This window comes from Paraburkholderia rhynchosiae (genome assembly GCF_002879865.1).
Lineage (GTDB): Bacteria > Pseudomonadota > Gammaproteobacteria > Burkholderiales > Burkholderiaceae > Paraburkholderia > Paraburkholderia rhynchosiae.
Map to the genome: position 1 here is coordinate 326119 of NZ_PNXY01000005.1, position 26047 is coordinate 352165.

General features: G+C 61.9%; 21 protein-coding genes. 7 read left to right on the forward strand and 14 right to left on the reverse strand.

All coding sequences use genetic code 11. From position 1 onward, the window contains the following. Positions 1-36: 36 nt before the first annotated feature. The 7 genes from C0Z16_RS09870 to C0Z16_RS09900 all read right to left on the reverse strand — a co-directional run bounded on the left by C0Z16_RS09870 (position 37) and on the right by C0Z16_RS09900 (position 8189). Complete coding sequence (locus C0Z16_RS09870) at positions 37-1710, reverse strand: ABC transporter substrate-binding protein (protein WP_102631961.1); 1674 nt, start codon at positions 1708-1710, stop codon at positions 37-39. A 363-nt stretch (positions 1711-2073) separates the two neighbouring features. Next, complete coding sequence (locus tag C0Z16_RS09875) at positions 2074-3093, reverse strand: HoxN/HupN/NixA family nickel/cobalt transporter (protein ID WP_102631962.1); 1020 nt, start codon at positions 3091-3093, stop codon at positions 2074-2076. Positions 3094-3112: 19 nt separating this feature from the next. Next, positions 3113-3637: a cupin domain-containing protein gene (locus C0Z16_RS09880; protein WP_102631963.1), complete on the reverse strand. Its 525-nt coding sequence runs from the start codon at positions 3635-3637 to the stop codon at positions 3113-3115. A 212-nt stretch (positions 3638-3849) separates the two neighbouring features. Further along, positions 3850-5955, reverse strand: coding sequence for an elongation factor G (gene fusA / locus C0Z16_RS09885; protein ID WP_102631964.1), 2106 nt, complete (start codon positions 5953-5955; stop codon positions 3850-3852). A 391-nt stretch (positions 5956-6346) separates the two neighbouring features. Then, a complete protein-coding gene (locus tag C0Z16_RS09890; protein WP_102631965.1) occupies positions 6347-6853 on the reverse strand; it encodes a DUF192 domain-containing protein in 507 nt (168 codons plus the stop codon). A 144-nt stretch (positions 6854-6997) separates the two neighbouring features. Beyond that, a complete protein-coding gene (locus C0Z16_RS09895; protein WP_102631966.1) occupies positions 6998-7201 on the reverse strand; it encodes a hypothetical protein in 204 nt (67 codons plus the stop codon). Positions 7202-7619: 418 nt separating this feature from the next. Next, positions 7620-8189, reverse strand: coding sequence for a pseudouridine synthase (locus C0Z16_RS09900; RefSeq protein WP_102631967.1), 570 nt, complete (start codon positions 8187-8189; stop codon positions 7620-7622). A gap of 333 nt (positions 8190-8522) precedes the next feature. On the opposite strand from C0Z16_RS09900, the gene icd reads away from it, so the two are divergent. Further along, positions 8523-9779, forward strand: a complete 1257-nt coding sequence (icd, locus tag C0Z16_RS09905; RefSeq protein ID WP_102631968.1) for an NADP-dependent isocitrate dehydrogenase — start codon at positions 8523-8525, stop codon at positions 9777-9779. Positions 9780-10304: 525 nt separating this feature from the next. Here icd and C0Z16_RS09910 read toward each other — a convergent pair. Then, positions 10305-10511, reverse strand: a complete 207-nt coding sequence (locus C0Z16_RS09910) for a cold-shock protein (RefSeq protein ID WP_007180614.1) — start codon at positions 10509-10511, stop codon at positions 10305-10307. 548 nt (positions 10512-11059) lie between these two features. Here C0Z16_RS09910 and clpS point away from each other — a divergent pair. Together clpS and clpA are read left to right on the forward strand one after the other, a co-directional pair. Then, positions 11060-11374 (forward strand): ATP-dependent Clp protease adapter ClpS, encoded by a 315-nt coding sequence (gene clpS / locus C0Z16_RS09915; protein ID WP_006050100.1) that lies wholly within the window; start codon positions 11060-11062, stop codon positions 11372-11374. Continuing rightward, positions 11371-13668: an ATP-dependent Clp protease ATP-binding subunit ClpA gene (gene clpA, locus C0Z16_RS09920; RefSeq protein ID WP_102631969.1), complete on the forward strand. Its 2298-nt coding sequence runs from the start codon at positions 11371-11373 to the stop codon at positions 13666-13668. Before clpS ends, clpA begins: the two co-directional genes overlap by 4 nt. 86 nt (positions 13669-13754) lie before the next feature. On the opposite strand, the gene dut is transcribed toward clpA, so the two are convergent. The 6 genes from dut to C0Z16_RS09950 form a co-directional block, all read right to left on the reverse strand. Continuing rightward, entirely contained in the window at positions 13755-14201 is a 447-nt protein-coding gene (gene dut / locus C0Z16_RS09925) for a dUTP diphosphatase (protein ID WP_102631970.1), read from the reverse strand. Positions 14202-14215: 14 nt separating this feature from the next. Further along, positions 14216-15235 carry an LLM class flavin-dependent oxidoreductase gene (locus C0Z16_RS09930; RefSeq protein ID WP_102631971.1) on the reverse strand — a complete coding sequence of 340 codons (1020 nt, stop codon included), beginning with the start codon at positions 15233-15235 and terminating at the stop codon, positions 14216-14218. A 78-nt stretch (positions 15236-15313) separates the two neighbouring features. Further along, positions 15314-16528 carry a bifunctional phosphopantothenoylcysteine decarboxylase/phosphopantothenate--cysteine ligase CoaBC gene (gene coaBC / locus C0Z16_RS09935; protein ID WP_102631972.1) on the reverse strand — a complete coding sequence of 405 codons (1215 nt, stop codon included), beginning with the start codon at positions 16526-16528 and terminating at the stop codon, positions 15314-15316. Between the two features lie 131 nt (positions 16529-16659). Continuing rightward, complete coding sequence (gene lspA / locus C0Z16_RS09940; protein ID WP_102631973.1) at positions 16660-17166, reverse strand: signal peptidase II; 507 nt, start codon at positions 17164-17166, stop codon at positions 16660-16662. Between the two features lie 11 nt (positions 17167-17177). Further along, a complete protein-coding gene (gene ileS / locus C0Z16_RS09945) occupies positions 17178-20015 on the reverse strand; it encodes an isoleucine--tRNA ligase (RefSeq protein ID WP_102631974.1) in 2838 nt (945 codons plus the stop codon). Between the two features lie 169 nt (positions 20016-20184). Then, the gene (locus tag C0Z16_RS09950; protein WP_102632010.1) at positions 20185-21180 is read right to left on the reverse strand and encodes a bifunctional riboflavin kinase/FAD synthetase; all 996 of its coding nucleotides are present in this window, start codon (positions 21178-21180) and stop codon (positions 20185-20187) included. Positions 21181-21296: 116 nt separating this feature from the next. Here C0Z16_RS09950 and purN point away from each other — a divergent pair, with 116 nt between their 5' ends. From purN to C0Z16_RS09970, 4 genes are all read left to right on the forward strand, one after another. After that, positions 21297-21950: a phosphoribosylglycinamide formyltransferase gene (gene purN / locus C0Z16_RS09955; protein ID WP_102631975.1), complete on the forward strand. Its 654-nt coding sequence runs from the start codon at positions 21297-21299 to the stop codon at positions 21948-21950. Continuing rightward, positions 21947-23206 (forward strand): RsmB/NOP family class I SAM-dependent RNA methyltransferase, encoded by a 1260-nt coding sequence (locus tag C0Z16_RS09960; RefSeq protein WP_102631976.1) that lies wholly within the window; start codon positions 21947-21949, stop codon positions 23204-23206. Before purN ends, C0Z16_RS09960 begins: the two co-directional genes overlap by 4 nt. 69 nt (positions 23207-23275) lie before the next feature. Continuing rightward, positions 23276-24640, forward strand: coding sequence for a mechanosensitive ion channel family protein (locus tag C0Z16_RS09965; RefSeq protein WP_102631977.1), 1365 nt, complete (start codon positions 23276-23278; stop codon positions 24638-24640). 201 nt (positions 24641-24841) lie between these two features. Next, the gene (locus C0Z16_RS09970; RefSeq protein WP_102631978.1) at positions 24842-26038 is read left to right on the forward strand and encodes a DesA family fatty acid desaturase; all 1197 of its coding nucleotides are present in this window, start codon (positions 24842-24844) and stop codon (positions 26036-26038) included. Positions 26039-26047: the final 9 nt, after the last annotated feature.

Sequence of the window (26047 nt, forward strand, 5' to 3'; positions counted from 1 at the left end):
CGCCTGTCGAAGAGTGGCGGCGCTGAAGTGAGACGCTTACGCGCTCAGGACCGCGCGGTCGAAATAGAGCTGCGCGAGCGCGGTGAAGCGCACGCCGTTCACGCCCTTGCGCATCGCGATCAGTTGATCGTAGAAGAACGGAATGATGATCGGCGTTTCATCGAGCAGCAGCGTCTGAATCTGCCCGGAGATTTTCTTCTGCGATGCGACGTCGATGGCCGCGACGAATTGCGCGACCAGTTGATCGTATTGCGGGTTCTTGAAGTGCGCGGCGTTCCACGTGCCGGTGCTCGTGAGCGGCGCATTCAGAAACACATTGGGCACGCCGCGATGGCCGTAGTCCGTGATGCCGAGTGGCGAATCGAGCCAGTCCGATTTGCCCGGCGTGCCAGCGCCGTAGTACAGCGACTGGCTCTCAACCTTCAAATTGATGCGCACGCCGATCGCCTTCGCCGCGTTCTGCACGACGACCGCGAGATCGGGAATCTCCATGTACTTTTCGGTGGTGAGCGTGACGTCGAAACCGTTTGGCACGCCAGCTTGCGCGAGTAGTTGCTTCGCCTTTGCGACGTCGATCCTGCGTTGCGCAACGCCCGCATCCGATGACGGAAACACCGGCGCAAACGGGCTGTCGTTGCCGAGTTGCGCGCGGCCCTTGAAGAGCCCGCGCACCAGCACGTCGCGATCGAGCGATAACGCGAGCGCCTGGCGCACGCGCTTGTCCTTGAACAGCGGATTGTCGTTGCGCATGTGGATCTGCCGATGCGCGCTCGACTTTACGCCGATTGCCTTGTACTCCGGATTGTTCAGAATGGCCGCGCCGCCCTGCACGGTGAACGTGCCCATCACGTCGGCCTGATGGCCTTGCAGTGCGAGCAGTTGCGCCTGCTGATCGGCATAAAAGGAGAACTGTACGCGTTGCGGTAACGCTTTTTCGCCCCAGTAATCGGGGTTGCGCACGAACGATGCGCCAACCTTCGGCTGATACTTCTCGAACTTGAACGGACCCGTGCCGATGAAGCTCTTCTCATAACCGCCCGCATAGTTCGCGGGCAGGATCACGGCGTTGTAATTGTCCGAGGAAACATAGTAGGGAAAATTGCCGTTGGGTGCATCGAGATGAAACGCGACCGTATGCTCGTCGACCACTTTCACGCCGCCTTTGGATAGCACGCCCTTCAGCACCGAGAGCGCCGCCGAGCCGCTGGCGGGATCGGCGAGACGGTCGAAGGTGGCGGCCACGTCTTTCGCCGTAAAGGGCTGGCCGTCGTGGAATTTGACGTTCTCGCGCAGCTTGAAGGTCCACACGTCGCCCTTGTCGTTCGGCTTCCAGGACAGCGCGAGGGCCGGGCTCAGCACGAGCTTTTCGCCGTCGTCGTCGATCAGGAATTCGCCCGTCTGGTTCAGCAGCGCAAGGCTCGCGGCATCGGTCACCGTCAGAGGATCGACGGCGCCGGCGGGCGTCAGATGCGCAACGCGAATCGTCTGATTCGAAGGAACACCCGGACTCGCGTTGCCCTGCGCAAACGCTCGCGGGGCATTCAGCGCGCCGCCGCCGACCAGCGACAAACCGATCACGCTCGCATAGCGCAGCAGATCGCGCCGCGTGATGCGGCCGGCGACGAATTCGTCGATCGCATGGTTGCCGTAGGGGTCTGCGGTGCGGCGGGCGAGGTCGAGAGCGGGGAATCGGTCAGCGGGAGTCTTCATCGAGGGAATGTCCAGTCCGTTCGGTTGCCGGTTCTGAGAAGCCGCGCCGGATGCGCGACAGGCTGACTGCGAGGAGACGATAATGCGGCGACGCAAAGCGGCTTCAGTTTAAGCGATTGCTCGCAGATTGGAGCGCTTGCGGCGGAGTCGCGTTAGCGATCGGCGGATAAAAGGGCCGGTGTGTGTCGTCATCGCAACGGTCGGGGCGGCGTCTCGCAAATGCGTGAGGCGTCTTGCGCGCGACGCACACGACAAGCACGTGGTCCGCCTGGTCGCGCCCGACGCTATAGCGAAACAACCGACAAGACGGCAGTGGAAGGCTTACCGGTCGTATTGCACTGCGCGTGCTCGACGCGGTTGCATTTACCGCGTCAAGACGCCCGGACGTCGCCAGCGATGAAACAGCACGGAGCCGATCCAGCACGCCATGAACACAGCGACGATGCCGTAGCCCAGCACGCCGAACTGCTCGTTCGCGCTAGCCACCGCGTCCCACATGCCGCCGTTCAGGCCGAGCTTGTCCGACAGCAGTCCCAGCGCCTCGACGCCGCCGATCACGATCGCCACCACCGCCGAAACGAACGTGATGCTCGCGTTGTAGTAGAGCTTGCGCTTGGGGTCGTCCATGGCCCAGCTATATGCGTGGACCATCAACACGTTGTCGGTCGAATCGACCAGCGTCATACCCGCTGTGAAGAGCGCGGGGAAGACGAGGATCGAATACAAGGGCAGACCTTTGCCCGCTTCCGATGCGGCAATCGCGAGCAAACCGATTTCGGTCGCAGTGTCGAAGCCGAGACCGAACAGCACGCCGACAGGGTACATGTGCCAGCTTTTCGTCACGAGCCGGAAAAGCGGACGCAATGCGCGGGAAAGAAGGCCGGCCGGGCCGGTCGAGTCCGGCGCGGCAGCAGGCAATTCGCCATGATGCTGGACGTGGCGATAGCGGCGCCATACGTCGCGCAGAATCACGAGGTTCATAGCGGCGAGCACCAGCAGGAACGTCGCCGACACCAGCGTGCCGATGGTGCCTCCCACTGCCTTGAAGGTCTCGAAGCGACCATGCAGCGAGTGCGCGGTCCACGCTATGCCGAGCGTCGCGAGAATCACGATGGTCGAATGCCCGAGCGAAAACGACAGCCCCACGCCGAGCGGCCGCTTGCCGGTTTGCATCAGCTTGCGCGTGACGGCGTCGATGGCAGCGATGTGGTCGGCGTCGACCGCATGGCGCAGACCGAAACCGTACGCGAGCAATGCCGTGCCGAGCAGCAGCGGATAGTGGCGAAACGCGATCAACGCCCATGCCCATGCTGCCAGATTGGCGGCGATCAGCACGGCGTACAACATGAAAAGGCGAGGGCGCAGCGATGCGGTCGGCGTCATGGAGTCGCGTGAAAATGAATTATTGATCGTGCGGATGTTTATGAATCGGATCGACCCAGTACACCGCTTCGGGTTCTTCAACGGCGTCGATGTTCAGATTGACTACGACCGCTTCGTTGTCGCTGCGCACGAGCACGCATTCGAGCGGATCGTCGGTGCTGGCGTTGATTTCCTGATGCGGCACATACGGCGGCACGAAGATGAAGTCGCCGGGACCGGCCTTCGCGGTGAACTCGAGATGCTCGCCCCAGCGCATGCGCGCCTGGCCGCGCACCACGTAGATCACGCTTTCGAGCGCGCCATGATGATGAGCGCCGGTCTTCGCATTCGGATGGATCGTCACCGTGCCGGCCCAGATTTTCTGCGCGCCGACGCGTGTTGCATTGATCGCGGCAGCGCGACTCATGCCCGGCGTCTGCGCGGTGTTGGTGTCGAGTTGATCGCCTCGAATGACCTTAACGCCATGCTCACGCCAATCGACAGGCGCCGCTTCGCGCTCGTCCTTCTCGTCTTTGTAATGCGGATGTTCGTGATCCTGGCTCATGACATGTCTCCTTGTGAGCTTGAGTCTGCCATTGGTCCTGGCGACGATCGCGGCGCCGTCCGGCATTTTTACACGTTAAAAAATGTGCGTGGGTCAGCGCCGCCTAGGTCCTTCGTTGATGAAAAAAGCCCGTCCATGAAGGACGGGCTTCGAGTGGTGAGTCTGAGTAGCCCGGTTGGGGCACACACGCCGGTTTCAATCAGCGCAAGCGCCTACTTGTGCTTCGCGTTGATCACGGCTTCGGCCACGTTGTTGGGCGTTTCAGCGTAGTGCTTGAACTCCATCGTGTAGGTCGCGCGGCCTTGAGTGGCCGAGCGCAGCGACGTGGAATAGCCAAACATTTCCGCAAGCGGCACTTCCGCGCGCACGAGCTTGCCGCCGCCGCCCGCGATGTCTTCCATGCCTTGCACGAGCCCGCGGCGGCTCGAGAGGTCGCCCATCACGTTGCCCATGAAGTCTTCGGGCGTTTCCACTTCGACGGCCATCATCGGTTCGAGCAGCACGGGCTTCGCTTTGCGCATCGCTTCCTTGAAGGCGATCGAACCGGCCATGCGGAACGCGTTTTCGTTCGAGTCGACGTCGTGGTACGAGCCGAAGGTCAGCGTCACCTTGACGTCGACCACCGGATAGCCCGCCAGCACGCCGGCCTTCAGCGTTTCCTGGATACCCTTGTCGACGGCCGGAATGTATTCGCGCGGAATCACGCCGCCCTTGATCGCGTCGACGAACTCGTAGCCCTTGCCTTGCGGCGCCGGTTCGAGCGTAATCACCGCGTGGCCGTACTGACCGCGGCCGCCCGATTGCTTGACGAACTTGCCTTCAACATCGTCGATCTTGTTGCGCACCGTTTCGCGGTACGCAACCTGCGGTTTGCCGACGGTCGCCTCTACGCCGAACTCGCGCTTCATGCGATCGACGAGAATTTCGAGGTGCAGCTCGCCCATGCCCGAAATGATCGTCTGACCGGATTCCTCGTCCGTTTGCACGCGGAACGACGGGTCTTCCTGCGCGAGACGATTGAGCGCGATGCCCATCTTCTCCTGGTCGACCTTGGTCTTCGGCTCCACGGCCTGCGAGATCACCGGCTCGGGGAAGATCATCTTTTCGAGGATGATCACGTGGTTCGGATCACATAGCGTGTCGCCGGTAGTCGCTTCCTTCAGGCCGACTGCCGCGGCGATGTCGCCCGCGTACACCTCCTTGATTTCCTTGCGCTCGTTCGCGTGCATCTGCAGGATCCGGCCGAGGCGCTCTTTCTTTTCCTTGATCGCGTTGTAGACGGTGTCGCCCGAATTCACCACGCCCGAATACACGCGGAAGAAAATCAGCTGGCCCACGAACGGGTCGGTCATGATCTTGAAGGCAAGCGCCGAGAACGGATCGGTGTCGTTCGGATGACGCTCGATTTCCTTGTCGTGTTCGTCGTGACCGGTAATCGCCGGCACGTCGACCGGCGACGGCAGATAGTCGATCACCGCGTCGAGCATCGCCTGCACGCCCTTGTTCTTGAACGCGCTGCCGCACAGCATCGGCACGATTTCATTGGCGATGGTGCGCGCACGAATGCCGTGCTTGATTTCCTCTTCTGTCAGCGTTTCGCCGCCCAGATATTTGTCGAGCAGTTGTTCGTTCGCTTCGGCCGCGGCCTCGACCATCTTGTCGTGCCATTCGTTCGCGGTGGCCGCGAGTTCCGGCGGGATGTCGCGGTATTCGAACTTGATGCCCTGGTTCTCTTCGTCCCAGAAGATCGCTTTCATCTTGACGAGATCGACCACGCCCTGGAAATGATCTTCCGCGCCGACCGGAATCTGGATCGGCACCGCGACGCCCTTCAGACGGTCGCCGATTTGCCGCTGCACGCGGAAAAAGTCTGCGCCGACGCGGTCCATTTTGTTGACGAACGCGATGCGCGGCACCTTGTACTTGTTTGCCTGGCGCCACACGGTTTCCGATTGCGGCTGCACGCCGCCGACCGAGTCGTAGACCATGCAAGCGCCGTCGAGCACGCGCATGGAGCGCTCGACTTCGATCGTGAAGTCGACGTGTCCCGGCGTGTCGATGATGTTGATCCGATGCTCGGGATAGTTGCCGGCCATGCCTTTCCAGAAGGCGGTAGTGGCCGCCGACGTGATCGTGATGCCGCGCTCCTGCTCCTGTTCCATCCAGTCCATCGTCGCCGCACCGTCGTGAACCTCGCCGATCTTGTGGGTCACGCCGGTGTAGAACAGGATGCGTTCAGTGGTGGTGGTTTTGCCGGCATCGATGTGAGCGCTGATGCCGATATTCCGGTAGCGCTCGATGGGAGTCTTGCGGGGCACGTGAACCTCCTTGGAATAGCGCGCCTGAAACGCTTGGCCGGGCGGCAGTCTGTGCTGCCCGTACCGCGGGATGCTGCCTTGCTAAGAATACTAGGATAGCGCGTCGGCCCGTCTTTTGCAGGAATCTTGCCAGGCGGCGGTGGGCGCGCCGGGGCGGCGGTTGGTGGGGTTGCAAGGAGCGGTGACGCTGCAATGCAGCGCGGTGTGTGTGTCACCAATGAAAAAAGCCGGCGCCTTGGGAAAGGCACCGGCTTTTGCGGTAAGCAGTGCGATGGTGCGGCATTTTCGCGGCGCAGCCGAGGTTGGAGTGAGGCCGCTTGTTATGCCGCTTGTTACGCCGCTTTCTTGCGCTGTTAATTGCGCGACCTACTGTGCACCTTCGGTATGCGACTTATTGCGCTGCCGGCAAGCCCTGAATCTTCATCCCCGGCTTGATGCCCTTCGATGTGAACCACCCCTTGCTCATTTCCAGCGCATAGACGCCGTTGTTCTTCGGGCAGTGATTGCTGGTGGTCTCGGCCTGCATCTCGTCGATGTCGGTCACGGTGCCGTCTGCCCTGATGAACGCAATCGACAACGGGATCAGCGTGTTCTTCATCCAGAAGCAATGCACTGCGTTTTCATTGAAGACGAACAGCATGCCTTCGTTCGGCGCGAGGCTCGTGCGGTACATCAGACCCTGCTCGCGATCCGCGTCGTTGGCGGCAACGGCCGCGTCGATCACGAACATGCCCGCGGTCAGCTTCGCGCGCGGAAATTCGCTTGGCTGCTTTGCGCCGGCCGGCATCTGTTGCGCCTGAGCGGGGACCGTGTTCAGTGCGGCGAACGACATCGCTGCGAACGGCAGGATTGCGGCAACGGCGAAACGCGCCATCAACGAGCGCATGGGAAATCGCACGGCATGACTCCTTGCTGAGATTAACCGGGGAATGTTACGCGAGCGCGTCAAAAACAAAAAGGCAGATCGCCTTGCGGTGATCTGCCTTTGAACGCCGTAAGAACGGCAATGAAGCTAGTTCTTGACTGCGTCTTTACAACAAACTTACTCCGAAGCAGCCGAAGCTGCAGCAGCAGCTGCTGCCTTCTTGTGCGACTTCTTGTGAGCGTGCTTCGTGGTCTTCTTTGCCGACGAAGCTGCTGCCATCGGAGCTGCCGAAGCTGCTGCCGGAGCTGCCGGTGCCGAAGCTTGTGCGAATGCTGCCGTTGCGAAAAGGCCAGCGACCAGAGCGGCGATCAGTTTGTTCATTTTGAAAATCCTCAGCATTAGTTAATTAACCAAATGACCCGGTTATATATGAGTCATGTCGGTAAACGTGCCATCCACCTTTCGGTTGACAGCCGCATCGAACAAATTTTCAACGCGTCTGCCTAGCGCTCAGACTGCCTGCACTGACCGCGAGCGGTTCGTGCAAAGGCCCTTAAGGCTGAATGCCGGATAGCTTCGGGCGGCATCTGCGTCGAATAACGCGTGAGCTCGCGCACCGGTTGACGTAAATTTTCTGGAAAATTTCAACGTGAGGCATTGAGGTGAACAAGGCGTTGAGTGAGGTATGTCAGCATCACTGTTTCACGCCTTTTCATCCGGCCGTTTCACGCTCGGTTTTGTTCGTGCATACAACGGGTTAGTGAAGTTATGCGGGACCAGAGCGGAACTTAAGCGGAATTCAAGCGACGCCTTCCCACGGCGCTGCGGGCGGCAAGTCGACGCTTTCCCCTGGTTGCAGTCCGAGTGAAAAAATATCGAGCGCGCCGATGCCCACGCGCACGAGTCGCAGCGTCGGGAAACCGACAGCGGCCGTCATGCGGCGCACCTGCCGGTTCTTGCCTTCGGTAATCGACAACTCGGTCCATGTGGTCGGAATCGCGGCGCGATAGCGAATCGGCGGCGTGCGAGTCCACAGTGCGTCGGTCGGCTCCACGTATTCGGCGCGGCACGGCTGCGTCACGTAGTCGCCCAGATCGACTCCGCGCGCGAGCTTCTTCAACGCGGCGGGATCGACCGCGCCTTCCACCTGAGCCCAATAGCGTTTCACCAGCTTATGGCGCGGTTCGGCAATACGCGCTTGCAGCGCCCCGTCGTCGGTGAGAAGCAGCAGGCCTTCGCTGTCCGAATCGAGGCGGCCGGCCGGATACACGCCGGGTACCTTGACCCAGTCGGCTAGCGAGGCGCGCGTCTCGTGCGCGGAAAACTGGCAGATGGTGCCGAACGGCTTGTTAAGGGCGAGAAGGCGCATAAAGAGATGATGAGAGTCGTGTGGCGCCCGTCGCGGCGGCAGGCGCCGACGCTAAACTGGGCGGCGCCAATGCCCGTAGTCAGTGGCGGGATAATAAAGCATAATGCGTCGCATAGAGCGCTAGGTCTTATATAAGATATAAGACATTGCCGCCCAGGCTCACGATCGCTTCATGTTGGAAAACCCCGAGCCGCGGCCGCCTCGTTGCAGCGGCCGTGTGGGCTAGAATAACGGCCAGGCCGCTTGCGGGCGTCCGGCATTGCGCGCGGCGAGGAGCGCCCATTTTCGCAGTCTCCCATCAGCTTTCAGCACAGCCTTCACTGGAGTCCGATCATGCCGTATCAGCACATCAAGGTTCCGACCGGTGGTGACAAGATCACCGTCAATGCGGATTTCTCGCTCAACGTTTCCGATCAGCCGATCATCCCGTTTATCGAAGGCGACGGCACCGGTCTCGATATCACGCCGGTCATGATCAAGGTCGTGGACGCCGCGGTGGAAAAAGCCTACGCGGGCAAGAAGAAAATCCACTGGATGGAAATCTACGCGGGCGAGAAGTCGACCAAGGTCTACGGTCCGGACGTGTGGCTGCCGGAAGAAACGCTGCAGGTGCTGAAGGAATACGTGGTGTCCATCAAGGGTCCGCTCACCACGCCCGTGGGCGGCGGCATCCGTTCGCTGAACGTCGCGCTGCGCCAGGAACTGGACTTGTATGTCTGCTTGCGTCCGGTGCAGTACTTCAAGGGCGTGCCGTCGCCGGTGCGCGAGCCGGAGAAAACCCACATGGTGATCTTCCGCGAGAATTCGGAAGACATCTACGCGGGTATCGAATGGGCGGCCGAATCGGAAGAGGCGAAGAAGGTCATCAAATTCCTGAAGGAAGAGATGGGTGTGAAGAAGATCCGCTTCCCGGAAACGTCGGGAATCGGCATCAAGCCGGTGTCGCGCGAAGGTACGGAGCGTCTGGTGCGCAAGGCGATCCAGTACGCGATCGACAACGATCGCCGCTCGGTCACGCTCGTGCACAAGGGCAACATCATGAAGTACACGGAAGGCGCGTTCCGTGACTACGGTTATGCGCTGGCGCAAAAGGAATTCAACGCAGAACTGATCGACGGCGGTCCGTGGATGAAGGTCAAGAATCCGAAGACGGGCGGCGACATCGTGGTGAAGGACGTCATCGCCGACGCGTTCCTGCAGCAGATCCTGTTGCGCCCGGCTGAATACGACGTGATCGCCACGCTCAATCTGAACGGCGACTACGTGTCGGATGCACTGGCTGCGCAAGTGGGCGGCATCGGCATCGCGCCGGGCGCGAACATGTCCGATTCAGTGGCGATGTTCGAAGCCACACATGGCACGGCGCCGAAATACGCGGGCAAGGACTACGTGAACCCGGGCTCGGAAATCCTCTCCGCGGAAATGATGCTGCGCCACCTCGGCTGGCTCGAAGCGGCGGATCTGATCATCAAGTCGATGGAAACCTCGATCTTGCAAAAGCGCGTCACGTACGACTTCGCCCGTCTGATGGAAGGCGCGACGCAGGTTTCATGCTCGGGCTTTGGGCAGGTGATGATCGAAAACATGTAAGCGGCATGTGCCGGGATTGAACCGGCTCTTATCGTCGAAAGCCCTGGTTGCCGTCAGGTAGCCGGGGTTTTTTTCTGCATGCTTATCGTTATCAGGATGCCGCTATTGAGATGCATGGCGCGGTGGCCCGGTTAAGTTACGCCGCGGCGAAATCAAGCCCGTCAGCTTCCTCTATGCATTTTTCGACACGGCATTGATCCGCACACGCGTGCCCATCTATCGGAGGGGGACTACTGGTTTTGCAATCTGGTCGAAAATATCGGCATCAAGCCAGTCACCGACACGCGCTCGAACCTGACCCGCCAGGAATCACGGTCTACAAAGGCAATCTAGCCCGCAGCCTCGCGGTGCAACGGGCGATGACACGCGGCGCGGCGCAGTTGCCGGCGCGGTCATCTGCCCGATATGTGGGATGTTGGTGTATTAGCAACGGACTACGAATCGACTACCAATCGACTACGAATCGACGCCCAAAAAGAAACCCGGCACGAAGCCGGGTTTCAAAGGACGAGTACCGAACCGGTGTCAGGCAGGTGCCTGAATGTTCGATGCCTGTTTGCCTTTCGGGCCTTGCACGACCTCGAAGGTCACCTTTTGGCCTTCCTTGAGGGTTTTGAACCCATTCATCTGGATGGCCGAGAAGTGTGCAAACAGATCCTCACCACCTTCATCAGGCGTGATGAATCCGAAACCTTTTGCGTCATTGAACCATTTGACCGTACCAGTTGCCATTCCAACATCCCCTGTAACTCATGTCACTACCACGAGCCCTCGAAAAGCTCGACGACCGCGCGATGCAGCCGCTCCCTCCTCATAAGCTCACCATCGGCATTTTTTCGAAGTTTGGCGCAGTGAAAAAAGTGCCAGCTTGATTGTTGAGGCTCTTTATTCGAGTGTCAAGAAAATTTTGAGACGCCGTCGCGCACGTTGCAAACAGGCCGTTTCCAGGGTTTTTCCCGCTTTCGTTATGTGCGGTTGCGCAAGCGTGCCGTCTTGAAAAGTCGCATAATCGTCTCACATGCTGTTCTGCGGGTCGCTCGCCGCCAGTTGCGCGGACGAGTGCCGGTCAGCCAGCTCCGGCAGGTTGTGCGATACTCGATCCGACTGCGGCGCAGCACGGCCGCGACGCATTATCTGGATAGGGGCCGGCTCCGCAATCGGCTCGTCGAATGGCGCACGCGGGCGGTGAATTCCGCCGGGCGGCAGCGAACAGGCTCACCGGCCGGATGGCCGGGTTTTGACAGGATTGCGGGCCTGTCCTAGTTGTTTAGAATGGGTGTATGGCGATTATCCCGGACAAGCAGGACGGCACCGTACTGGAGCGGCAGGAGAAAAAGCTCAAGCCGCCGTCCATGTACAAGGTGGTGCTGCTGAATGACGACTTCACGCCAATGGAATTTGTCGTGATGATCGTGCAGGAATATTTCAATAAAGATCGTGAAACCGCAACACAGGTCATGTTGAAGGTGCATCGCGAGGGCAGGGGAGTTTGTGGGGTCTATACGCGGGACATCGCGTCGACCAAAGTCGAGCAAGTCGTTACCCACGCACGGCAGGCCGGGCATCCGCTGCAGTGTGTGATGGAGGAAGCATGATTGCCCAGGAACTGGAAGTCAGCCTGCACATGGCGTTCATGGAAGCACGCCAGGCGCGGCACGAGTTCATAACGGTCGAACATCTTTTGCTGGCACTGTTGGACAATCCGACAGCGGCGGAGGTGTTGCGTGCATGCGCGGCCAATATCGAGGATCTGCGCCAGAACCTGCGCAACTTCATTCATGACAACACGCCTACCGTGCCCGGCACGGATGACGTCGACACGCAGCCCACGCTGGGTTTCCAGCGTGTAATCCAGCGCGCGATCATGCATGTTCAGTCCACCTCGAATGGCAAGAAGGAAGTGACTGGCGCGAATGTGCTGGTTGCGATCTTCGGCGAGAAGGACTCGCATGCGGTCTACTACCTGCAACAGCAGGGCGTGACGCGTCTGGACGTGGTGAATTTCATCTCGCACGGCATCGCCAAGACGAGCAGCACCGACGCCGCGAAAGCGAGCGACGCGAATGCCGAGTCCGACGAAGCCGCCGCGCAGAAAGAAACACCGCTGGCCCAGTTCACGCAGAACCTGAACCAGATGGCGAAAGACGGCCGAATCGATCCGCTGATCGGACGCGAGTCGGAAGTCGAGCGCGTGGTGCAGGTGCTATGCCGCCGCCGCAAGAACAATCCGCTGCTAGTGGGTGAAGCGGGCGTCGGCAAGACGGCGATCGCCGAAGGGCTTGCATGGCGAATAACGCGCGGCGAAGTGCCGGATATCCTGGCCGACGCCCAGGTGTATTCGCTCGACATGGGCGCTCTGCTCGCCGGCACCAAGTATCGCGGTGACTTCGAACAGCGCCTTAAGACAGTCCTCAAGGAATTGAAGGAACGCCCGCACGCCATTCTGTTTATCGACGAAATTCATACGCTGATCGGCGCGGGCGCCGCGTCGGGCGGCACGCTGGACGCGTCGAATCTGCTGAAACCGGCGTTGTCGTCGGGCACGCTCAAGTGCATCGGCGCGACCACGTTCACCGAATATCGCGGCATCTTCGAAAAAGACGCGGCACTGTCGCGCCGTTTCCAGAAGGTTGACGTGACGGAACCGTCCGTCGAACAGACGGTGGCGATTCTGCGCGGCCTGAAGTCGCGTTTCGAAGAACATCACGGCGTGAAGTATTCGTCGGGTGCGCTGTCGGCGGCGGCTGAGTTGTCGGCACGCTTCATCACGGATCGTCATCTGCCGGATAAAGCCATTGACGTGATCGACGAAGCCGGTGCGGCGCAACGCATCCTGCCCAAGTCGAAGCAGAAGAAGACCATCGGCAAAAACGAGATCGAGGAAATCATCTCGAAGATCGCTCGCGTCCCGCCGCAAAGCGTGTCGCAAGACGATCGCAGCAAGCTGCAAACGCTCGATCGCGATCTGAAGAGCGTGGTGTTCGGGCAAGACCCGGCTATCGACGCGCTGTCGGCCGCGATCAAGATGGCGCGTGCGGGTCTCGGCAAGCTGGACAAGCCGATTGGCGCGTTCCTGTTCTCCGGCCCCACAGGCGTCGGCAAGACGGAAGTGGCGAAGCAACTGGCGTTCACGCTAGGCATCGAGCTAATCCGCTTCGACATGTCCGAGTACATGGAACGTCATGCGGTCAGCCGTTTGATCGGCGCGCCGCCGGGCTATGTCGGTTTCGACCAGGGCGGTTTGCTGACCGAAGCCGTTACGAAGAAGCCGCACTGCGTGCTGCTGCTCGACGAAATCGAGAAGGCGCATCCGGACATCTACAACGTGCTGCTGCAGGTCATGGACCACGGCACGCTGACGGACAACAACGGCCGCAAGGCGGATTTCCGCAACGTCATCATCATCATGACGACGAATGCGGGCGCCGAGGCAATGGGCAAGTCGGTGATCGGCTTCACGAATCGTCGGGAAACCGGCGACGAAATGGTCGACATCAAGCGCATGTTCACGCCGGAGTTCCGTAACCGGCTGGACGCGACGATCAGCTTCCGTTCGCTCGATGAAGAAATCATCATGCGCGTGGTCGACAAGTTCCTGATGCAGCTGGAAGATCAGCTGCACGAGAAGAAGGTCGATGCGCTCTTCACCGACACGCTGCGCAAGCACCTCGCGAAGCACGGTTTCGATCCGTTGATGGGCGCGCGGCCAATGCAGCGTCTGATTCAGGACACGATCCGTCGTGCGCTGGCCGACGAGCTGCTGTTCGGCAAGCTGATGAACGGCGGCCGCGTGTCGGTCGACGTGGATGCGGAAGACAAGGTGCAGTTGACCTTCGACGAGCATCCGGCGCCGCGCAATCCGAATCCGGAAGCGGTCGAAGTGGAGTAAGCGTCAAGCGTACTCAGCACAGAAAAAACGGCGTGGACTCCCGAGTCCACGCCGTTTTTATTTGAGCTGCTTCAGTCTGCTCGAGTTCAGTGCTTGCCGGTACTGCCGAAGCCACCGGCGCCGCGCTCGCTTTGCTCGAACTCGTCGACAATATTGAACTTCGCCTGCACGACCGGCACGATCACGAGTTGCGCGAGACGTTCCATCGGATTGAGTACGAACGTCGTGTCGCCGCGGTTCCACGTCGAAATCATCAGTTCCCCTTGATAATCCGAATCGATCAGCCCGACCAGATTGCCGAGCACGATTCCGTGCTTATGCCCGAGGCCTGAACGCGGCAGGATCAGCGCGGCATGGCCGGGATCGCCGACGTGAATCGCGAGCCCGGTCGGCACCAGCGCGGTCTCGCCGGGTTTGAGCGTCAACGGTTCCTTGAGACACGCGCGCAGGTCGAGCCCCGCGCTGCCGGTGGTCGCATAGGCGGGAAGCTGGTCGCGCATGCGCGCATCGAGAATCTTCAGGTCGAGTTTCATGCAGGTTCGAAGGTTTAAGGAGTGGAAGCCGGGCGCCCGAGTTCGAACGCTTCGGCAAGGAGTTCATAAGAGCGCAAACGCGCGCGATAGCTGCCCGCGACGGTCAGCACGATCAGTTCGTCGGCCTGGAATTGTTCCTGCAATGCATGGAGCCGCTCGGTCACGACTTGCGGCGTGCCGATGATGCTGCGCGGTTTTTCGCGGTCGATCACCAGTTGCTCGCGCTCGCCGTACTCCTGCGCGATGCCCTGTTCGATGGTCGGAATCGGCTCGTTCAGGCCATAAGCCATTTGCACGCGACGCAGATCGACGGCTTTTGCCAGATCGGCGGCTTCCTGTTCGGTGTCCGCGCAAATCACGAACACGGCTGCGGCCAGATACGATTGCTGCACTTCGGGACCCGGCTTGAAACGCTCGCGATACGCATGCGCCACCTGATGACCGAAATGCGCGTTGATGAAATGCGCGAACGCGAAGCGAATGCCGAGCTGCGCGGCGAGCAACCCGCCAAATTCGCTTGAGCCGAGCATCCACAGTTGCGGACGCGTGGCGACTTGCGGTTGCAGCAGCACGCCTTGCGCGATGTGGTCCGCGGGCAGCGTGCCGTGCATCAGGCCAAGAAGATCGGCCACTTGCTGCGGGAAAATCTCGCCCCGGTTGTAGTCGCCGGCAGCGACCGCCAGGGCCGTGCGCATGTCGCCGCCCGGCGCGCGTCCCACGCCGAGATCGATGCGGTTCGGGAACAGCGCCTCCAGCATCATGAATTGCTCGGCGACCTTGAACGGGCTGTAGTACGGCAGCATGATGCCGCCCGAGCCCAGCCGGATGCGTCGCGTGACGCTGCCAAGGCGCGCGAGCATCACTTCCGGGCACGGGTTCGACACGCCGCGCAAGCCGTGATGTTCGGCGCACCAGTAGCGCGTGTAGCCGAGGTCGTCGGCGAGTTGCGCGAGTTCGACGGTGGCGGCAATTGCATCCGCCGCCGAATGCCCTGAAATGACGGGCGTTTGATCGAGCACGGAAAGTCGCGTCATGTCAGTGTGCTCCAGATGATTCGGTTCGCTTCGCCAGGGCGGCGCGCGGTGAGCGCATGTCTACGCCGCGGGACAAGCTTAGCGAATCAGACTTGTGTCGGGCAGACGCTTCGCGATTTCCGCGATCAGCGCGCGCGCGAGCGTCTGCTTGTCGGCGCGCGGCAGCCGGGTCGAACCACTGGCTTCGAACAGGACGACCTCGTTGTCGTCCATGCCGAATGTGAGCGGGCCCAGATTGCCGATCAGAAGCGGCACGTTTTTGCGCACACGTTTTTGCTCACCGTGCATTTCCAGGTCAACGCTTTCCGCAGCGAAGCCGACCGTGAACGGCGGATGCGGCAACTTCGCGACCGAGGCGAGAATATCCGGGTTTTCGACGAACGAAAAAGTGGGCAGCGCCCGGTCCGCGGTCTTCTTGATCTTGTGTTCGCTCGCATGATCGACGCGCCAGTCAGCGACTGCGGCGACGCCGATGAAGATGTCCGCCTCCGCGACCGAGCGCATCACAGCGTCGTGCATTTGCTGAGCGGTCTGCACGTCTTCGCGCAACACGCCCCACGGCGTTTCAAGCGCGACAGGGCCGGCGACGAGGTGCACTTCGGCGCCCGCCTGTTGCGCGGCGCGGGCCAGCGCGAAACCCATCTTGCCGCTCGAGCGATTGGTGATGCCGCGTACCGGATCGAGCGGCTCGAACGTCGGCCCGGCGGTCAGCAATACGCGCCGGCCGGACAGAATCTTCGGCGCGAAGAACGATGCAATTGCCTCATACGTTGCGCCGGCTTCGAGCATGCGGCCGTCGCCGATTTCGCCGCAGGCCTGCGGGCCGGAGTCGGGGCCGAGCACTTCGATTCCGTCCGCGCGCAGTTGTGCGACGTTGCGCTGCGTTGCCGGGTTCTGCCACATCTGCCGGTTCATTGCGGGCACGACCAGCAGCGGGCAATCGCGCGCGACGCACAACGTGGCAAGCAGATCGTCGGCCATGCCGTGCGCGAGTTTGGCGAGGAAGTCGGTGGAGGCGGGCGCAATCACGATCGCGTCGGCTTCACGCGACAGATCGATGTGCGCCATGTTGTTCGCGATGCGAGCGTCCCACTGGCTGGTGTAGACCGGTCGGCCCGATAGCGCCTGCATGGTGACGGGGGTGATGAACTGCGTGGCCGCTTCGGTCATCACGACCTGCACGGTCACACCGGCCTTGGTCAAAAGACGAGTGAGTTCGGCGATCTTGTAGCAGGCAATGCCGCCCGTCATGCCGAGGACGAGGTGTTTTCCTGCGAGTTCTGCGGTTGCCAACGAAAGCCTCCGACAAAGCGTGGTGGCCGAGCGCGGCGCGCTTGCACGTTGCCGGCCTTCAAAGCGAACTTCTTGCGCGAGGCCAGAGGTCCAAAGCGGACCGCGACCTCGCGCGGCAAGCCAAGGCGACGTTAGCGCGAGCCGCGCACGCGCCGCAACTCGTCGACCACGAGGAGAATCGCGCCGACCGTGATCGCGCTGTCGGCCAGGTTGAACGCGGGCCAGTGCCACGTGCGCACGTGGAAGTCGAGGAAGTCGATCACGTGGCCGTACGCGAGCCGGTCGATCACGTTGCCGAGCGCGCCGCCGAGTATCAGCGCAAGCGCGGTGCAGAACATCTTTTGCGCGCCGTGGCGCTTGAGCAGATAGCAGATCACCAGTGCAGCGACTACACCAAGTGCGGTAAACGCCCAGCGTTGCCAGCCGCCCGCCATTGCCAGAAAACTGAACGCGGCGCCGCGGTTGTACACGAGGATCAGATTGAAAAACGACGTGACCTCATGCGCGACACCGTAAGCAAACACCTTCTGCACCGCGATTTTCGTCAACTGATCGAACAGGATCACGATCAGCGCGACGCCGAGCCAGGGCGCCAGCGAACTGTTTCCGGCGGAAGCTTTGGATGTGGTTTTCGCCATGGTTCTCGCCATTATGCCGCGCTCCTCGCTTCACCGTTGCCGAACAGATTGCTGATGCAGCGGCCGCACAGCGTGGGGTGTTCCGCGTCCGCGCCGACGTCCGAGCGGTAGTGCCAGCAGCGCTCGCATTTCAGATACTTCGACGTAATCACTTCGACGCCTTCTTCCGCTTCGCTGTCGACCTTCACGACGCTCGCCGCCGACGTGATCAGCACGAACTTGAGGTCGTCGCCGAGGCTCGTCAGCGCGTCGTAGCGTGCGCCGCTCGCGCGGATTTCCACTTCCGCCTGCAGCGACGAGCCGATCAGGTTCGCGACGCGCGCTTCTTCCAGCGCCTTCGTCACGTCGCCGCGCGCGCTACGCAAGAGCGTCCATTTGTCGAGCAGCGCACCGGCGGCGGGCACCGCCGGGAACGCGTGATACGTCTCGGTGAAAATGGTCTCGCTGTTCGGCTGGAACACCTTCCACGCTTCTTCGGCGGTGAACGACAGGAACGGTGCCATCAGACGCAGCAGGCCTTGCGCGATGTGATACAGCGCGGTCTGGGCCGAGCGGCGGGCGACGGAATCCGCAGCCGTGGTGTACAGGCGGTCCTTCAACACGTCCAGATAGAAGCCGCCGAGGTCCTCCGAGCAGAACGTCTGCAGCTTGGCGACCACCGGGTGGAACTCATACTTGTCGTAGTGCGAGAGGATGTCGTTTTGCAGGTTCGCCGACAGCGCCACCGCATAGCGGTCGATCTCGAGCCAGTCTTCCACCGGCCGCGCGTTCTTCTCGAAGTCGAAATCCGACAGATTGGCGAGCAGGAAGCGCAGCGTATTGCGAATGCGGCGATAGCCCTCCGTCACGCGCTTCAGGATTTCTTCGGAGATGGCGAGCTCGCCCGAATAGTCGGTCGACGCGATCCACAAACGGATGATTTCCGCGCCGAGGCGGTTCGCCACGTCATGCGGATCGATGCCGTTGCCCAGCGACTTGCTCATCTTCCGGCCTTCGCCGTCGACGGTGAAGCCGTGCGTCAAAAGCGCGTTGTAGGGCGGGCGGCCGTCGAGCATTGAGGCGGTGAGCAGCGACGAATGGAACCAGCCGCGATGCTGGTCCGAGCCCTCCAGATACAGGTCGGCCGGAAATTGCAGTTCGTCCTTGTGCGAGCCGCGCAGCACATGCCAATGCGTGGTGCCCGAATCGAACCACACGTCGAGCGTGTCGCGGTTCTTTTCGTACATGTTGGCTTCGTCGCCGAGCAGTTCGCGCGCGTCTAGCGACTGCCATGCTTCGATGCCGGCCTTCTCGACACGCTTCGCGACTTCTTCGAGCAACTCCTGCGTTCGCGGATGCAGCTCGCCGGTTTCCTTATGCACGAAGAACGCCATCGGCACGCCCCATTGGCGCTGGCGCGACAGCGTCCAGTCCGGCCGGTTCGCGATCATGCTGAAGAGGCGCTGCTTGCCCCACGACGGATAGAACGCCGTGTTTTCGATGCCTTCGAGCGCGGTCTCGCGCAGGGTTTTGTCGCTGTCGTTCGGCTTCACGTCCATGCCGGCGAACCATTGCGACGTCGCGCGGTAGATGATTGGCGTCTTGTGGCGCCAGCAGTGCATGTAGCTGTGCGTGTACTTCTCGGTGCGCAAGAGCGATCCGGCGCCTTGCAGCGCTTCGACGATCTGCGGATTGGCCGCCCAGATCGACAGACCGCCGAACAGCGCGAGCGATTCGATGTAACGGCCGTCGCCCATCACCGGATTGATGATGTCCGAATCGGCCATGCCGTGCGCCTTGCACGACACGAAGTCTTCAACACCGTAGGCTGGCGACGAGTGCACGATGCCCGTGCCGGTTTCCGTCGTCACGTAGTCGCCGAGATAGACCGGCGCCGTGCGCTTGTAGCCCGGATGCGCGGACGCCAGCGGATGGTTGAAGCGCAGATTGACGAGCTTCGCGCCCGGCGCGTTGGCGATGACCGAGCCTTCCAGACCGTACAGCTTCAGACACGCTTCAACACGCTCTTCGGCCAGAATCAGCAGACCGCGCGGCGTATCGACCAGCGCGTAGACGATTTCCGGATGCAGGTTCAGCGCCTGATTGGCGGGAATGGTCCACGGCGTGGTGGTCCAGATCACGATGCCGCCTTCGTTGCGCGGCAGCGCCTTCAGGCCGAATGCCTGCGCGGTCTTTTCCGGCTCGGCGAAGCCGAACAGCACGTCGATAGTCGGATCAGTTTTGTCCTTGTACTCGACTTCAGCTTCAGCGAGCGCCGAGCCGCAGTCGAAACACCAGTTGACCGGCTTCAGGCCGCGGAACACGTAGCCCTTTTCCATGATCTTCGCGAGCGCGCGGATTTCGCCGGCTTCGTTCGCAAAGTTCATCGTCTTGTACGGATTGTCCCACTCGCCGAGCACGCCCAGACGCCGGAAGCCGACCTTCTGCTTCTCGATCTGCTCGGTCGCGTAAGCGCGCGCTTTCTGCATCACTTCCGCGGCTGGCAGTGACTTGCCGAACTGCTTTTCGATCTGGATTTCGATCGGCATGCCGTGGCAGTCCCAGCCCGGCACGTAGACCGCGTCGAAGCCCGCCATGTTGCGTGCCTTGACGATCATGTCCTTCAGGATCTTGTTCACCGCGTGGCCGAGATGGATGTCGCCGTTTGCATACGGCGGGCCGTCGTGCAGGATGAACTTTTTGCGGCCCTTGGAGGCGGCGCGGATCTTCTCGTAGACCTTGCGCTCCTGCCATTCCTTGACCCATTGCGGCTCACGCTTGGGCAGGTCGCCGCGCATCGGAAACGGCGTGTCGAGCAGGTTCACTGGGTAGCGTGACTGCGGTTTCGAATCGGCTTTCTTGTTGCTCATGATGTGGTCGCGGTGAATTCTTTATAAGTGCAGCGGGGCGCGGGTTGGCGCACGATGCGCGAGAGCGTTGGGCGCGCCCGGCAGGCATGTCGCGCGATGCACGGACGCCCTTCGATGCGCGCAGCGACGGTCCATGCGGCGTTCAGCGCGCGCACGTGGACCGCGGCGGTTATCTAATTCGATCGGTGGCCGACGTGGCGAAACCGGTGGAGCGGCTGCCCGGCGTGCCCGCGCCGACGGCCGCGAACCACGCGCGCGCGTTGGCGACGTCGCGCGCAATGGCGGCGGTGAGCGTTTCGAGGTCGACGTACTTCTCCTCGTCACGCAGCTTTTTCAGGAATTCGACGCGCACGAGTTTGCCGTAGGCGTCGCCGTGCCAGTCGAGCAGATGCACTTCGAGCAGCACACGGCCGGAATCGTCGACGGTAGGACGTAGGCCAAGGCTCGCGACGCCCGGCAGCGGTTCGTCCGTGACGCCATGCACGCGCACGATGAAAATGCCCGCTAGCGCCGGGCGCTTGTGCGCGATCGGCAGGTTGAGCGTGGGAAACCCGAGATCGCGACCGAGCTTCATGCCGTGCACGACATGCCCGCTGATCAGATAATCGCGGCCCAGCGCGGCGCGTGCCGCGTCGAGATCGCCCGCCACCAGCGCGGCGCGCACGCCCGAGCTCGAAATGCGTGCGCCGGACGGATCGGCGACCGTGGCCATTTGCTCGACCTCGAAACCGTATTGCTGCCCCGCGGCCTTCAGCGACGCAAAGTCGCCCGCGCGCTTGGCGCCATAGCGGAAGTCGTCGCCGATCATCACCCAGCGCGCGTGCAGCCCGTTGACGATGATCCGTTCGACGAACGCATCCGGCGACTGGCTCGCGAACGTGTGATTGAAGTGCTCGACCACGACGCGGTCCACGCCGTTGGTGCGCAGCGCCTCCAGCTTGTCGCGCAGCATCGCGATGCGCGGCGGCGCGCCTGCGGGATTGAAAAACTCGCGCGGATGCGGCTCGAAGGTCATCACGCAGACGGGCAGGCCGCGCGCGTCGGCCGCCGCGCGCACGTGGGCGAGCAACGCCTGATGGCCGCGGTGGACACCGTCGAAGTTGCCGATGGTCAGTGCGCAAGGCGCACGGCTTTCGGCGTTGGGAAGACCGCGGAAGACTCTCACGATAGCGCGTTGGGGTAGGGCGGGCAGGGTGCCGCAAAACAAATGATTATAAACGCTCGGCGCACTGGACGGCGGCGCGTCGCGGTTTGGGTGTCCCCGAATGATAAAATCCGCGCATGAAAAAACTCGTCATCCTGATTTCGGGGCGGGGAAGCAACATGGAAGCCATCGTTCGGGCCTGTTCGGACGAAGGTTGGCCGGCTGAGATCGCCGCCGTGATTGCCAACCGTCCTGATGCCGCGGGCCTTGCGTTCGCGGCGTCACAAGGCATTGCCACGGCGGTGGTCGACCACCGCCAGTTTCCCGGGCGCGACAGTTTCGACGCGGCGCTTGCCGAACAGATCGATCATTTCGCGCCCGATCTCGTCGTCCTGGCGGGCTTCATGCGCGTGCTGACGGACGGTTTCGTCGACCGCTATGCGGGACGCATGCTGAACGTGCACCCGTCGCTGCTGCCGAGCTTTCCGGGCCTGAAAACCCATCAGCAGGCGCTCGACGCTGGCGTGAGGCTGCACGGCGCATCCGTGCATTTCGTCACCTCGCAACTCGATCACGGGCCGATCGTCGTGCAGTCGGCTGTGCCCGTCGAAACCGGCGATACGCCCGCTATGCTCGCTGAGCGCGTGCTGGCGACCGAACACATCATTTATCCACGCGCGGTGCGCTGGTTCGTCGAAGGGCGTCTCGCTCTTGACGGCCTTCGTGTCACGCTTACGCCGCCAGAGCCGCAATGGCTCTTTGCCGGTCACACCGCCGGAGAGGGCGCATGAGATTGCATGGTTTTTTGATTGGACAAACCGAGACTTTGCTGGCTGAAGTCCTAAGACTGAACGGCCCCGCCGACGCGACCACGAGCCGCTTTTTTCGCGCGCATCCGAAGCTCGGCCACGGCGAGCGCGGCGTGATCGCAGAAGCGGTGTTCGCGGTGCTGCGCCGGCGCATGGAATTCGCGCATCTGGCTGAAAGCGGCGCCGGCAGCCCCGCGCGCCGCATGGCCTTGCTCGGCCTGATGCAGACGGCCGGCCGCACGGCGCTCAAGCCGTTCGTGTCGGACGCCGAGTCGAAGTGGCTCGAACACGTCGCGATGATCGACCCGGAAAGCTTGCCGCTGCGGATTCGCCTGAACCTGCCCGACTGGATCTATCAGGCGCTCGCGAAGCGTTTCGAAGCCGCGGAACTGGCCCAACTGGCCGCCGCGCTGAATTATCCGGCGCCTTTGGATCTGCGCGCGAACCCGATCAAGGCGAGCCGCGACGACGTGCTGAACGCACTGTCGAAGGCTGGCATCGAAGGCGGTGCAACGCCGTTCGCGCCGTTCGGCGTGCGAGTGGTCGGCAAGCCGCCGCTCACGAAGCTCGACGCGTTTCAGCAGGGCTGGGTCGAGGTGCAGGACGAAGGCAGCCAGTTGTTGTGCTCGCTGGTGGCGCCCAAGCGCGGCGAGATGATCGTCGACTTCTGCGCGGGCGCGGGCGGCAAGACCCTGGCGCTGGGCGCGGCGATGCGCTCGACAGGGCGTCTCTATGCGTTCGACATCTCCGAGCGGCGTCTGGCTAAACTCAAGCCGCGCCTTGCGCGCAGCGGTTTGTCGAACGTGAATCCGGTGCTGATCGACAGTGAACACGACGCCAAGATCAAGCGGCTCGCCGGCAAGATCGACCGCGTGCTGGTCGATGCGCCGTGCAGCGGCTTGGGCACGCTGCGCCGCAACCCCGATCTGAAATGGCGCCAGTCGCCGGACTCGGTTGCCGAACTGGCACCCAAGCAGGCGTCGATTCTGGCGAGCGCGTCGCGTCTGGTGAAGAAGGGCGGCCGCCTGGTGTATGCGACGTGCTCGATTCTGGAAGCGGAAAACGAAGCTGTCGTCCAGCAGTTCTTGGCGGATCATCCGGACTTCGCGCTCGTGCCGGCGAGCGAGGTGCTGGCCGAACAGCGCATCGAGCTGGAAATGGGCGACTACCTGTCGCTCTGGCCGCACCGCCACGCCACCGACGGCTTTTTCGCCGCCGTGCTCGAACGCCAGAGCTGAGCGCGACAGTCTGTCAGCCGGCTCACGGATCGATTGTCCAAACCGTGAGCCGGCCATTCCGGCAACATCATGCAAAACCGTATTTTTTCTCATCTCTTCGGCGATCTCGCGCGCGACTTCGGCCAGCCCGTCATGCTCTGGCAAGTCGGCGTGCTGGTCGCGACGCTCGCGCTCGCGTGGCTGCTCGCGCGCGTGCTGCGCCGGGCGCTCGATCTGCGCCGTCAGACGCGCTACCAGACGCTGCGCTTCGGCGCGGAAAGCCTGAACCGCGCGTTTTTCCCGCTGATCGGCGCCGTGCTCGTGTGGCTCGCGCGGGCGATCGCCGGCCAGTTCATCCACACGTCGCTGCTCGATCTGGCGCTGGTGCCTCTCCTCGGCATTGGCTTGATTTACATCGTGTTTTTCTTCGCGCGGCGCGTCTTCAGCCACGACGGCGAGACGCATGCGTGGCTTTTCGTCGTCGAAAAGATCGTCTCGCTCGTCGTGTGGGTCGCCATGGTTCTCACCGTGATGGGCATCCAGGACGACGTGATCGCGTGGATGGCGAGCGTGCACTTTCGCGTGGCCAATGCGCACATGACGCTGCTCTCGCTCGTCACGGGCCTGTTATGGGTGTGCGTGACGATGATCGTCGCGATGTGGCTGGGCGCCGCGTTCGAAGACCGTCTGATGCGCGCCAAAACGCTCGACGCCAACCTGAAAGTCGTGGTGGCGCGCGTCGGCCGCGCGGCTTTCGTGCTCGCGGCGGTGCTGATCAGCTTGTCGCTGGTCGGCATCGACATCACGGTGCTCGGCGTGTTCGGCGGCGCGCTGGGCGTGGGGCTGGGCTTTGGCCTGCAGAAAATCGCCAGCAACTATGTGTCGGGTTTCATCATCCTGATCGACCGGTCGCTGCGGATCGGCGACACGATCAACGTGGGCGGTCTGCAAGGCATGGTCACGCAGATTCGCACGCGCTATACGGTGGTGCGCGGACTCGACGGCATTGAAACGCTGATTCCCAACGAAAAACTGATTACGGATGTGGTACAGAACCAGTCGTCGTACCTGACGCGCGGCTATGCGAAGGCGGCGGTGCAGATCGCCTACACGTCCGACGTCGAGCAGGCCATGGCGCTGCTTCCCCAAGCCGCCGACGGTGTGCCGCGCGTGCTCGCCGACCCGGCGCCCACCCCTTATCTGGTGAGCTTCGGCGCGGACGGCATCAATCTGGAACTGGGTTTCTGGATCGCGGATGCGGCAACGGGAACGTCGGCGGTGCGCTCGGCGGTCAATCGCAACATCTGGCAGCTTTTCTCCGCGCACGGCATTTCCATTCCTTTCGCGCAACGCGAAGTGCGGATCGTAGGCAACGTTGCAAACCTGGCCGGCGCCGTACCGCAGGCGGTAACAATGACCGCAGCCGCGGCCAATCAGGCAGACAACGCGCTCTGACGGAGCCCGCAAGCCCGCGGCGAGCCGAAAACCGCTCGCCGCAGGCTTCTGCGCGTTGATGCTGCACAAAAAATCCCTATTTGTTACAAACACTTGGAACGCTTCCAGTAGAATGTCGTCCAATCCCGCTGTATGCTTTCACTTTCTTGACACGCGCAGTTCGCGGGTGTCTCGTGTCTCTCGTTCCACAGGTAAATTGCCTTGTTGAATTCTTTGCTCGATTTCCTTGCCCACGGTCTGATGCGCTTCTCGTGGTGGCAACTTGTTCTGTACACGCTTGCTGTGACGCACGTCACGATCATCGGCGTGACGGTTTATCTGCATCGCTGCCAGGCGCACCGCGCGCTGGAACTGCACCCGGTCGTCAGTCATTTTTTCCGGTTCTGGCTGTGGATGACCACTGGCATGCTGACCGGCCAATGGGCGGCCATCCACCGTAAGCACCACGCCAAGTGCGAGACCGAAGAAGATCCGCACAGCCCGCAAACGCGCGGCATCTGGAAGGTGCTGCTCGAAGGTGCGGAACTGTATCGCTCGGAAGCCAAAAACGAAGAAACGATGCGCAAGTTCAGTCACGGCACGCCGAACGACTGGATGGAACGCAACGTCTACACCAAGTACCCGATTCTGGGCGTAAGCCTGATGATGGTGCTGAACGTCGCGCTGTTCGGCGTTGTCGGCCTGACGATCTGGGCTGTGCAGATGGTGTGGATTCCGTTCTGGGCGGCCGGCGTGGTCAACGGCCTCGCGCACTTTTGGGGCTATCGCAACTTCAACTCGTCGGACGCCAGCACGAACATTTTCCCGTGGGGCATCATCATCGGCGGTGAAGAACTGCACAACAATCACCACACCTATGCGACGTCGGCGAAGCTGTCGAACAAGTGGTACGAGTTCGACATCGGCTGGATGTACATCCGCATCATGTCGGCGTTCCGTCTTGCCAAGGTGAAGAAAGTCGCGCCTACGCCGCGTCTGACCACGGGCAAGCAGGTGCTCGATCAGGACACGTTGCAGGCCGTGCTGGCGAACCGCTACGAAGTGATGGCACGCTACGGCAAGGCGCTCAAGCGCGCGTATCGTCAGGAGCTAGCGCATCTGAAGGAAGTCGGCGCGCGCGAGAAGTATCAGGCCATGCGCGGTGCACGTAGCTGGTTCCACAAGGAAGAAGCGGGACTCGACGAGCCGCAGAAGCGACTGTTGCCGCAAATTTTCGCGAACAGCCAGAAGCTGAAGACCTACATCGACATGCGTAATGAACTTGCGGCAATGTGGGAGCGCTCCAACGCGTCGCGCGATCAATTGCTGATTCAGTTGCAGGACTGGTGCCATCGCGCGGAGCAAAGCGGCATCAAGGCGCTGCAGGAATTCGCGATGCGACTGCGCCGCTATGCTTGATCGCGAAAT